Origin of the sequence: Paracoccus binzhouensis (assembly GCF_016446475.1) — a bacterium.
Classification (GTDB): domain Bacteria; phylum Pseudomonadota; class Alphaproteobacteria; order Rhodobacterales; family Rhodobacteraceae; genus Paracoccus; species Paracoccus binzhouensis.
In genome coordinates this window covers 1-10804 of the sequence record NZ_JAEHFP010000136.1, presented here as the reverse complement: position 1 = coordinate 10804, position 10804 = coordinate 1, and the positions used below count along the sequence as shown (strand labels likewise).

12 protein-coding genes and 1 pseudogene are annotated in these 10804 nt (G+C 69.6%); 11 read left to right on the top strand and 2 right to left on the bottom strand.

Annotation, left to right across the window (positions count from 1 at the left end; translation table 11 throughout):
* The 7 genes and pseudogenes from I9P22_RS21135 to I9P22_RS21105 form a co-directional block, all read left to right on the top strand.
* Positions 1-268 (top strand): annotated as a pseudogene (locus tag I9P22_RS21135) (cytochrome c1); the annotation flags it as partial.
* Between the two features lie 134 nt (positions 269-402).
* Positions 403-603 (top strand): 50S ribosomal protein L35, encoded by a 201-nt coding sequence (rpmI, locus tag I9P22_RS21130; RefSeq protein ID WP_017998717.1) that lies wholly within the window; start codon positions 403-405, stop codon positions 601-603.
* A gap of 12 nt (positions 604-615) precedes the next feature.
* Positions 616-975, top strand: coding sequence for a 50S ribosomal protein L20 (rplT, locus tag I9P22_RS21125; RefSeq protein ID WP_011748559.1), 360 nt, complete (start codon positions 616-618; stop codon positions 973-975).
* A gap of 233 nt (positions 976-1208) precedes the next feature.
* Positions 1209-2570, top strand: coding sequence for a cytochrome P450 (locus tag I9P22_RS21120; protein WP_199261850.1), 1362 nt, complete (start codon positions 1209-1211; stop codon positions 2568-2570).
* A 32-nt stretch (positions 2571-2602) separates the two neighbouring features.
* Entirely contained in the window at positions 2603-2947 is a 345-nt protein-coding gene (locus tag I9P22_RS21115) for an arsenate reductase family protein (protein WP_199261848.1), read from the top strand.
* Between the two features lie 70 nt (positions 2948-3017).
* Positions 3018-4109 (top strand): phenylalanine--tRNA ligase subunit alpha, encoded by a 1092-nt coding sequence (pheS, locus tag I9P22_RS21110; RefSeq protein ID WP_408635216.1) that lies wholly within the window; start codon positions 3018-3020, stop codon positions 4107-4109.
* A 72-nt stretch (positions 4110-4181) separates the two neighbouring features.
* The gene (locus I9P22_RS21105; protein WP_199261846.1) at positions 4182-4793 is read left to right on the top strand and encodes a hypothetical protein; all 612 of its coding nucleotides are present in this window, start codon (positions 4182-4184) and stop codon (positions 4791-4793) included.
* A gap of 297 nt (positions 4794-5090) precedes the next feature.
* Here the strand turns inward: I9P22_RS21105 and I9P22_RS21100 are convergent, their stop codons facing one another.
* Positions 5091-5315, bottom strand: coding sequence for a hypothetical protein (locus tag I9P22_RS21100; protein WP_199261844.1), 225 nt, complete (start codon positions 5313-5315; stop codon positions 5091-5093).
* 166 nt (positions 5316-5481) lie between these two features.
* Between I9P22_RS21100 and I9P22_RS21095 the strand changes: the two genes are divergently transcribed.
* Positions 5482-5964 (top strand): hypothetical protein, encoded by a 483-nt coding sequence (locus tag I9P22_RS21095; RefSeq protein WP_199261842.1) that lies wholly within the window; start codon positions 5482-5484, stop codon positions 5962-5964.
* 4 nt (positions 5965-5968) lie between these two features.
* On the opposite strand, the gene I9P22_RS21090 is transcribed toward I9P22_RS21095, so the two are convergent.
* Positions 5969-6280, bottom strand: coding sequence for a TM2 domain-containing protein (locus I9P22_RS21090; RefSeq protein ID WP_199261840.1), 312 nt, complete (start codon positions 6278-6280; stop codon positions 5969-5971).
* A 233-nt stretch (positions 6281-6513) separates the two neighbouring features.
* Here I9P22_RS21090 and pheT point away from each other — a divergent pair, with 233 nt between their 5' ends.
* The 3 genes from pheT (at position 6514) to I9P22_RS21075 (ending at position 10749) form a co-directional block, all read left to right on the top strand.
* The gene (gene pheT / locus I9P22_RS21085) at positions 6514-8901 is read left to right on the top strand and encodes a phenylalanine--tRNA ligase subunit beta (protein ID WP_199261838.1); all 2388 of its coding nucleotides are present in this window, start codon (positions 6514-6516) and stop codon (positions 8899-8901) included.
* Between the two features lie 294 nt (positions 8902-9195).
* Positions 9196-9774, top strand: coding sequence for a GNAT family N-acetyltransferase (locus tag I9P22_RS21080; protein ID WP_199261836.1), 579 nt, complete (start codon positions 9196-9198; stop codon positions 9772-9774).
* Positions 9775-10173: 399 nt separating this feature from the next.
* Complete coding sequence (locus tag I9P22_RS21075; protein ID WP_199261834.1) at positions 10174-10749, top strand: hypothetical protein; 576 nt, start codon at positions 10174-10176, stop codon at positions 10747-10749.
* Positions 10750-10804: the final 55 nt, after the last annotated feature.

The window sequence follows — 10804 nt, the reverse complement described above, 5'->3', positions numbered from 1 at the left end:
CGCCGCGCCGGAAGCCCCGGCCCCGGAAGCCCCGGCCGAGACGGCGACCGAGGCCCCGGCCGCGCAGGCGCCGGGCGCCGAGCCGCCGGACCCAGCCGACGCCATCCCCTCGGAGGCGACCGGGACCGAAGCCGCCGGACCCGAAGCCGGAACCGAGACCCCGGCCCCCCAGGCCGAGAAGCCGATCCAGGGCAATGCCGACGGCGCCGCCTCGCAGCCCGGCGCCCCGGTGGCCGAGGATCCGACCGGCGCTCAGCCCAGCCAGTAAGGCCCGACCAGCAGGGCCCGGGCAAGAGGACTTGCCAAGGCCCGCCTGTCCGCCTATAGGGCACGCTTCCACCGTGCGGCCGGCCGAATGGCATTGCCGAGTCGCGCGTTCACTCTGACCGCAAGGAGAGTAAAATGCCGAAGATGAAGACAAAAGCGGCCGCCAAGAAGCGGTTCTCGATGACGGCCTCGGGCAAGGTCAAGGCCGGCCCGGCCGGCAAGCGCCACGGCATGATCAAGCGCTCGACGAAATTCATCCGCGATGTGACCGGGACCATGATCCTGTCCGACGCGGACGCGAAGATCGTCAAGAAATACATGCCCTACAACCGCTAAGGAGAACCGGAGATGGCACGAGTCAAATCGGGTAAGATCACCCACGCCCGCCACAAGAAGGTTCTTGACGCGGCGAAAGGCTATTACGGCAACCGTTCGCGCAACTTCCGCACCGCGACCCAGGCCGTCGACAAGGCCAACCAGTATGCGACCCGCGACCGCAAGACGCGCAAGCGCAACTTCCGCGCGCTGTGGATCCAGCGCATCAACGCTGCCGTGCGCGCCGTCGATGCCGAGATGACCTATTCGCGCTTCATCGCCGCGCTGGCGAAAGCCGGGATCGAGGTGGACCGCAAGGTCCTGGCCGACCTGGCCGTGCACGAGCCCGAGGCCTTTGCCGCCGTGGTCGCGCAGGCGAAAGCCGCCGCCTGATCCTTCGGGCTTGGCAGAGACACGGAAACCCGCGCCTCGGCGCGGGTTTTTTTCATGGCCGGGCCCCCGGGCAAGGGGCTTGCCTGGCGGCTCCGGTGCGGGCGTTTCGCCCCGGTCGTTGCTGGAAAAGCTCCGCTGGACGTTTTTCGCTCCTCACCCCCCCCAGTAATGGGGAAATGGTGAAGAGGACCCGGCGCGGGAACCGCGGCCGCAGCTGGCGGGTTCTGCCGCCGATGTCCCTGGACCCGTCGCCCGACCGCTATCCCGCCCGCGTGCCCCTGCATCGCCAGCCGATGGGGGTGATCGCCAGCGCCATGACCGCGCGGCGCAACGTGCTGGAGCTGATCCCCGAGATCGCTACCCGCCAGCCCATGGTTTCGGGCAAGACCGGCAAGCGCTGGCACATGGTCATGGACCCGCAGGCGCTGCGCCGGGTGCTCAAGGACCGGGTCGAGGACTATCCGAAATCGCTGGTCACCCGGCTGATCCTGGGGCCGGCGGTGGGCAATTCCATGTTCGTGGCCGAGGGCGCGCATTGGCGCTGGCAGCGTCTGGCCGCCGCGCCGGCCTTCGCCCAGCGCCATGTTGAGGCGCTGGCCCCGGTGATGACTGCCGCCGCCGAGGCCAGTGCCCGGCGGCTGGCGGCGGCGCAGGGCCCGGTCGATGCCTTTGCCGAGACCGTGGCCGCGACCTTCGCGGTGATCTCGGACGTGACCTTTTCCGGCGACGAGGGCTTCGACCGCGACGCGGTGCATCAGGCCATCGACGCCTATATCGCCGGCGCGGCCCGCATCTCGGTCCTGGACATCCTGGGCCTGCCGGGCTGGATTCCGCGGCCGGGGCGGCTGGTCTCCGGCGGCGACCTGCGGCGGATGAAGCGCGTCGCGGACGAGGCGATCCGGGCCCGGGCGCGCTCGGGCCCGCGCCCGGTGCCGGACCTTCTGGACCTGCTGCGCGCCGGCGAGGATCCCGAGACGCATCGCCGCATGACCCCGGCCGAGCTGCGCGACAACCTGCTGACCTTCATTGTCGCCGGGCACGAGACCACGGCGCTGACCCTGGCCTGGGCGCTCTACCTGCTGGCCTTCGACCCGGAGGTGCAGGACCGCGCCGCGGTCGAGGCCCGGGCCGCGCTGGCCGGCCGCGCCGCCACCGCCGCCGACCTGCCGCGGCTGCCCTATACCCGCCAGGTGGTCGAGGAGGCGCTGCGGCTTTACCCGCCCGCCGCCTTCCTGTCGCGCACCGCCCGCATCCACGACAGCCTGGGCGGGCGCGAGGTGCGGCCGGGCGACACCATCATGCTGCCGATCTATGCCCTGCACCGCCACCGCCTGCTGTGGGACGATCCCGACGCCTTCGACCCCGACCGCTTCGCCCCCGGCGTGACCCGCGACCGCTTCGCCTTCCTGCCCTTCGGCGCCGGGCCGCGCATCTGCATCGGCGCCAGCTTCGCCCTGCAGGAGGCGGTGATCATCCTGGCCACGCTGGTCGCCCGCCTGCGCTTCGCCCTGACCGCGCGCCGGCCGCAGCCGCGCATGATCCTGACCCTGCGCCCGCATGGCGGCGTGTGGCTGGAGGTCTCGGAACGGCCTTGAAACCCCGCCCGGCCCGCGCCAAAGTCTCTGCCATGATCACCATCTATCACAAGCCGACCTGCTCGACCTCGCGCAAGGTCTTGCAGATGATCCGCGACGCCGGGCACGAGCCCGAGATCGTCGATTACGCCCGCGACGGCTGGAGCCGCGGCCAGCTTCTGGGCCTGTTCGCCGCCGCTGACGTGACCCCGCGCCAGGCCCTGCGCGTCAAGGGCACCGATGCCGAGGCGCGCGGCCTGACCGTGGCCAGCGACGAGGACATCCTGGCCGCCATGGTCGAGAACCCGCTGCTGGTCGAGCGGCCCTTCGTTTGCGGCCCCGGCGGCGTGCGCCTGTGTCGCCCGGCCGAGCGGGTGGCCGAGACCTTCGCCCGCTAAGCCCTCCCCTGGGCTTTTCCCTGCGACCTGCGCGTGCTAATCGGCCCGCGAACCGCAAGGAAACCTGCCCATGTCCGACCAGTCCGACCTGACCGCCCTTCGCCAGTCCTATCTCGACCGCATCGCGACCGCCGCCGACGGCGAGGCGCTGGAACAGGTGCGGCTTGCCGCCTTGGGCAAGAAGGGCGAGATCAGCGGCATGATGAAGGAACTGGGCCGGATGACGCCCGAGCAGCGCCAGACCACCGGCGCCGCGCTCAACCGCCTCAAGGACGAGATCGACGCCGCGCTGCGCGCCCGCAAGCAGGGGCTCGAGGATGCGGCGCTGGACGCACGGCTGCGCGAGGAATGGCTGGACGTGACGCTGCCCGGCCGGCCGCGGCCGCAGGGCACCATCCATCCGATCAGCCAGGTCACCGAGGAAGTCACCGCGATCTTCGCCGACATGGGCTTCCGCGTCGCCGAGGGACCGCAGATCGAAAGCGACTGGTTCAATTTCGACGCGCTGAACATCCCGCCCGAGCATCCCGCCCGGCAGGAGCACGACACCTTCTTCATGGCGCGCGCGGCGGACGACCCGCGCCCGCCGCATGTGCTGCGCACCCATACCTCGCCGGTGCAGATCCGCGCCATGCAGGCGACGGGCGCGCCGATCCGGGTGATCTGCCCGGGCCGGGTCTATCGCATGGACATGGACCAGACCCATACGCCGATGTTCCACCAGGTCGAGGGGCTGGCGCTTGGCAAGGACATCTCGATGGCGAACCTGAAATGGACGCTCGAGGAGTTCTGCCGCGCCTTCTTCGAGGTGGACGAGGTCGAGCTGCGCTTCCGCGCCAGCCATTTCCCCTTCACCGAGCCCTCGGCCGAGGTCGATATCCGCTGCTCGTGGGAGGGCGGCAAGCTGACCATCGGCCAGGGCGAAAGCTGGCTCGAGATCCTGGGCTCGGGCATGGTGCATCCCAAGGTTCTGGCGGCGGGCGGCATCGACCCGGATCAGTGGCAGGGCTTCGCCTTCGGCATGGGCATCGACCGCATCGCCATGCTGAAATACGGCATTCCCGATCTGCGGGCCTTCTTCGAAAGCGACCTGCGCTGGCTGCGGCATTACGGCTTTGCCGCGGGCGATGTGCCCAGCGTGGCGGGTGGGCTGTCGCGATAGGCTGAGAGGAATCCTTCAAGTTTGAGGCGTTAACTTGAACGGTTGGCGGCTTCGTGTTGCGATCAGCGAACCTTGACTGGTTCGCAGGTGCATGATGAAACGGCGCGGCAGCATCATCCCCGCCCTGGCAGTTTTCTCGCTGCTCTCAGCTTCGCAGGGCAATTCGAGAATATCAACGGTTCCGGTGCCGGCACGATCAGGGCTTGCGCCGCGACCCATGAATTCCGCAATGCCTGGATTACCTTGCGGGTCTATGGCGATGAACTGGATATCGTTTATCACCATGAGGATTTCGCCTTTCCCTGGGGCCAGTTGCTGGGTCCGGTGCTGATCAATATCGATGGCGTTCCGTTTTTCGGCGTGGCCGGGTCGAACAGCCGCCGCGCCGACGATCTCCTTCCCACCGCGTCGACCATGATGATTTCGCCGAAACCCGAGGAATATGGCGCCTTGTTCAGCGGCATGAAAAGCGGCCGCGAAATGCACATCATCTTTCCCAATGGCGATGTGTATCCGGTGCCGCTGCAGGGAAGTGCCCAGGCGCTGCAGATGGTTTCCGAATGCTGGCGCATCAAAAAGACGGGTCCGAACGGTCGCAACCCTTTCGCAACGCCGGCGCCGAGCAATCCTTTCGAACGGCCGGCCGAGCAACCCGCCAGCCATCCGTTCGAACAGCCCACCTGACAGCGCGCCAACCCTTCCGCCAGTGACACGACGGACACTCCCGCCCGCCGACCAAGGCGGAGGCTATGCCCCCACCGGGCGGGCGCTGCCCTTGTTCCGGCAGCGGAACGGTCACGCCAGGCGGCCCCGAAGCAAGCACCATCGCCCGACGCAACGCCGATGCCGCATCGGTGCCGCAATACCCGCCTTTGTCGCGGTCCCGGCCCGTCACGCGCCCGGCATGGTCACGCCCGCATCCGGCTCTGCGCGCGACAGCTCTGCCGACCATGCCCGCCCTGCGGCCCCGTTGCCCTTTGCTCACCACCACCGCCAAGTCGCATAAACCCACAGCCCCATCATCACCGTGGCGCCGCCCATCACCAGCACCCAGGGCTCGCCCGCGATCAGGCTCATCGCCAGCAGCACGCCCCACAGCGCCACGATCATCAGCCGCCCCTGTCGCGAATCGCGCGCCAGGTGCCACAGCCACAGCGCCGTCCCGCAGATCGCCGCCACGCCCAGCACAACCAGAACCGTCTCCACTGCGCCCTCCGTTCCCGCCTTGCCTGCAACCTGCGCCGGCCGGCCCCCGGCCGCAAGCCGCAGCCCAGGCCGCAGCCCACGTCCCTGTCAGATGACAGCCCCGTCGCGCGCCGCTATCTTGCGCCCGACCGCGAGTCTTCCGTCACGCCAGCAGCAAAGGGCCAGCATGTCGAACCCCACCACGCTCACCGCCTATGCCTCGGCCTTCATGGCCTCGATCAGCCTGTTCGGCCTCGTCGATGCCGGGCGGGTGGCCGAAGGGGCGCCCGTCGCCTCGGCCATCACCCAGGCCTATCTGCTGCCGGTGCTGGGCATCGCCGCGGCGACCTTCCTGGCGGTGACGGTGATGACGCTCTCGCGCGGCTACCTGACCCGCCCGCATCGCTGGAACGAGGAGCGGACCGAGCGCGCCGTGCTCGAGGTCGGGCTGGCCGCCGCCTGCTATTTCGGGGTGCTGGCGCTGCTCGGCTATGTCCTGGCGCTGATGGCGCCGGGCTGGATCAGCGGCGCCGCGCCGGGGCTGGCGCGGCACTGGCCTTGGTTCCTTGCCGCGCCCTGCCTGGGCTTCGGCATCTTCGGCCACCGGCACAAGCCGGCATGGCTGGCGGCGGCGGCGGTCTTCGTCACCCTGGGCTTGTTCACCGGCTGAAGCCTCAGCGTAGGCCCGAACCCAGCCGCCGGCGGATCTCGTCCTTGTCGTCCTGGATCATGCCGGGGATCAGGAACAGGTCGACCAGTGCCCAGAGGCAGACCAGCCCGACCAGCGGCCAGCCGATCAGGATCGGCGCCGTCAGCCAGCCCAGGCCCCACAGCGCCAGCATGACAAGGCCGCTGGCCCAGCGGCCCAGATACATGCGATGCGCGCCGAAGCCCCAAAGCAGGATCGCCAGCAGATAGGCGACCAGCGGCGATTTCGCGTCATTCGCCACCCTCTGTTCGATCAGCAGTTCCCGTTGCGTGTCCATTGGCTCCCATGCCCATGTTAATCTCATTCACATATAGGGCGGCGGCCGATCCCGACAAGGCCCGCTGTCCGACCCCCGGTGCACGGGCTGTGTACGCGCGGTGTACGCCGGTCACGCGCGGATCCCCGGCAAATGCTGGGAAACCGGCGACCAGGGGGCAGGGGTGGTGCACGACCCTACCAATCCGCCGCGCCATGCGCTAAGGGACGCCCAAACCGACGGAGCGCTCGCCCATGAAATTCACCCTCTCCTGGCTCAAGGAGCATCTCGACACGACTGCCAGCCTCGACGAGATCACCGAGGCGCTGACCGATCTCGGCCTCGAGGTCGAGGGCGTGACCGATCCGGCCAGCAAGTTGAAATCATTCACGCTTGCCAAGGTGCTGGAGGCCGTCCAGCATCCCGATGCCGACCGGCTGCGGGTCTGCAAGGTGCTGACGGACGAGGGCGAGAAGCAGATCGTCTGCGGTGCCCCCAATGCCCGCGCCGGCATCACCGTGGTGCTGGCCAAGCCCGGCGATTACGTGCCCGGCATCGACGTGACCCTGGGCGTTGGCAAGATCCGCGGCGTCGAGAGCCATGGCATGATGGCCTCGGAACGCGAGCTGGAGCTTTCCGACGAACACAATGGAATCATTGAGCTTCCCTCGGGCGAGGTGGGCGAGAAATTCGTCGACTGGCTGGCCGCGAACCGCCCCGAGGCGGTCGATCCGGTCATCGAGATCAAGATCACCCCGAACCGCCCCGACGCGCTGGGCGTGCATGGCGTCGCCCGCGACCTGGCGGCGCGCGGGCTGGGCCGGCTGAAGCCGATCGCGGACGTGACCGTGCCCGGCAGCTTCGCCTCGCCGATCAAGGTGGTGATCGCGCCGGAAGTCTCTGAAAAGGCGCTGTTCTTCAGCGGCCGGCTGATCCGGGGCGTCCGAAACGGCCCCTCGCCCGATTGGCTGCAGAAGCGGCTGACCGCCATCGGGCTGCGGCCGATCAACACCCTGGTGGACATTACCAACCTGTTCACCTTCGACCTGAACCGGCCGCTGCATGTCTTTGACGCCGACAAGGTCCGGGGCGACCTGGTGGTGCGCCCCTCCGCCGAAGGCGAGGAACTCCTGGCGCTGGACGGCAAAACCTATGCGTTCGCCCCCGGCACCATGATCATCGCCGACGAGACCGGCCCGGAAAGCATTGCCGGCATCATGGGCGGCGAGCATAGCGGCTGCTCGGAGGAGACGGTGAACGTCTTCCTGGAAAGCGCCTATTGGGATCCCATCGCCATCGCTGCGGCGGGCCGGGCGCTGAAGATCGCTTCCGACGCCCGCTACCGCTTCGAGCGCGGCGTGGACCCGGCATTCACGCTGCCGGGGCTGGAGCTGGCGACGCGGATGATCCTCGATCTCTGCGGCGGCGAGGCCTCTGAGGTTGTCACCGCCGGGGCCGTCCCGGATACGACCCGCAGTTACCGGATTGAACCGGCAAGGATTTCCAGCCTGGTCGGCATGGACATTCCCGAGGACGAGCAGCGTGCCACGCTGGCGGCGCTGGGTTTCCGCCTAGAGGGCGACCAGGCTTTCGTGCCCTCGTGGCGTCCCGACGTGCAGGGCAGCGCCGACCTGGTCGAGGAGGTGGCGCGCATCGCCAGCCTGACGAAACTGCAAGGCCAGCCGCTGCCGCGCCCGCAGGCGGGGGTGCCGCAGCCGGTGCTGACACCCATGCAGCGGCGCGAACAGGCCGCGCGGCGCATGGCGGCGAGCCTGGGATATAACGAATGCGTCACCTACAGCTTCATCGACGCGCAGGCGGCGGCGCTGTTCGGCGGCGGCTCGGATGCCGTCCGCATCGAGAACCCGATCAGCAGCGAGATGACGCATATGCGCCCCGACCTGCTGCCCGGGCTGCTGGCGGCGGCGGCGCGCAACCAGGCGCGCGGCTTTCAGGACCTGGCGCTGTTCGAATGCGGCCCGGTTTTCAGCGGCGGCGAGCCGGGCGAGCAGGACCTGCACCTGTCCGGCCTCCTCGTTGGCGCCACCGCGCCGCGCGACCCCTATGGCTCGCGCCGCAAGGCGGATATCTACGACGCCAAGGCCGATGCCGAGGCGGTGCTGGCCGCCATCGGCGCGCCCGCCAAGGCGCAGATCAACCGCAAGCTGGACGGCTGGTGGCATCCGGGCCGGGCGGGCAATATCGCGCTGGGCCCCAACGCCTTGGCAACCTTCGGAGAAATCCATCCGCGCGTGCTGCGGCATTTCGGCATCAAGAGCGCGGCGGTCGGCTTTACCGTCCGCATCGCCGCGGTGCCGCTGCCCAAGGTGAAAACGCCGTCGCGCCCGGCGCTGTTGCTGTCGGACCTGCAGGCGGTCGAGCGTGACTTCGCCTTCGTCGTCGATGCCCAGGTCGAGGTGCTGACGCTGGTCAATGCCGCCGCCGGCGCCGACAAGGCGCTGATCGAGCGGGTGACGGTCTTCGACCAGTTCACCGGGCTCGAGGGCGGCAAGAAGTCCATCGCCATTACCGCGCGGCTGCAGCCGAAGGACAAGACCCTGACGGATGCCGAGATCGAGGCGGTCAGCGCCAGGATCGTCGAGAAGGTCGGCAAGGCCACCGGCGGCGTGCTGCGCAGCTGAGGGCCGCGCGCCGTCGTCGCAACGCTTCCATGTCCGGGCCGCGCAACGGCAGCGCGCGTTGCGGCGGAGCCGGTCGCCGGGCGATCTCGGGAAAAGCCCAGAAAATGCTGGGCTTTTCGCTGTGACAGATGTGCAGCGCGCGTGCACCGAGCGTACACAGGGCGTGCAGCGGGCCACGGGGCTGGCAGCGCCCGCGCTGGACGATTCCGACAGGGCCAACCCGGGCCATGGGCGGAGCGCGCGCGCCGGACCCCTCCCTTGCAAGGCCGCGAGCATCAAACGCAGGGTTCCGCCATGATCGAGCGTCATTGCCTTCCGGAACGGTTCGAGACCGAGAACTACCGGCTCAGGCGGGTGCGGGTCGCGGACGCCGCGGCGATCCTGGCCGCCTATGCCGCCGATCCGGCCGTCACGAGATACCTTGCATGGAAGCCGCATGAGGATGTGGCAGAGACGGCCGCCTTCCTTGAGGCGGCCTCGGATGCCTGGGAGCGGGGCGAAAGCTTCCGCCTGGCCGCGTTCCATCGCGAACGGCCGGGCGATCTGCTTGGCATGTTCGGGGCCAGGGTGCACGGGTCGCGCGTGAACTACGGATATGTCCTGAAAGCCTCGGTCTGGGGCAGGGGATGTGCGTCGGAAATCATGCGCCGGCTTGTTGCCCATGCGCTGTCCCATCCGGCGATCTTCAGGGCCGAAGCGTTCTGCGACATCGAGAATGCCGCATCCGCGCGGGTGCTGGAAAAGGCGGGAATGGTCCGGGAAGGTGTTCTGCGCCGCTATCTGGACGCGCCGAACCTTTCAGACCTGCCACGCGATTGCGTCGTCCATGCGAAGGTCCGCCAGGGACGCTGCGCGCCGATGCCGTGGGCCTGACGCCGCTCGGGCCGGTCGGGCGGCGTCGCGGCGGCGCGGGGCGAGGCGCGTTCGGAAGCCCATGCGGCGGGATGGTGCGCGCAGGCGGCCGGTGAACTGCCCCGGAGGGATGCGGGCGAATGACCGTTTCCGGGTGCCCGGCGCCGATGGACGGGCCCCGGTGCTTCCCGGCCGGGTCGGCGGCGATTGCCGGGGCGGCCGTGCCCCGGCCCGGCAACGCCCCGGCCCGCTGTCACCCGGCCTGCTGTTGCCCCGTGGCCGGCGGGACGGGTTTCCGGCCATCATTGCCGGGCTCGCGTCGCTGTGGTTTCGTGGCCATGCTCGCGGCCCTTCGCGCAAGCGCGCGACCGGGTGCCGCGATTTTGCGGGGATCGGCGGGCGGTTTGAAAGGAAGATGGCATGAAGGCATTCTTGAAGCTTTGCGGCCTGGTCGCCGCCCTGTCCCTTGCCGGTTGCGTGGAGGGTCCGGCAGGCCCGGCGGTGTCGGGGGGCGGCATCGCCTCGGCGGTGGCGGGGGTGCAGCGTTTCTGCGTCGCCCATGGCCCGGATTTCGCCGGATCGGAGGCCGCGCTGCGGGCGGCAGGGGCCAGGATGGAGGGGCGCGAGGCTGGCAGGGCCAGCTATCGGCTGCCCAACGGGGATTTCGTGAATCTCAACCGCGCGGGCGGGCGGCCGCAATGCAATTACCTGCATGCCGGGGCTGCGCCCCTGGCGGTGATCGGTGCCGCGATGCGCGCCCAGCCGGGCCTCCGGCCGGTCCCGCATGGCGTCGAGCGGATCGACACCGGCCGCGGCATCGTCTCGTTCCAGAATCTCTGGACGGCGCCGGCGACCGGGGTGGTGATCGCCGTCGCCCCCGGCATGACCGCCTATCCCTCGGGGGCCGGCTTCACCGGCTTTGCCGTCGAGGCGGCCGCCGCCACCGGGCTGCGGCCCAGCCGGACCGGGCAGATGCCGGTCGTCGAAATGCGGTGACGCGGCGGCCGGGCCGGTGCGCCCGGCCCCGCAAGGCCGGCGGGCGGCGGGTCGC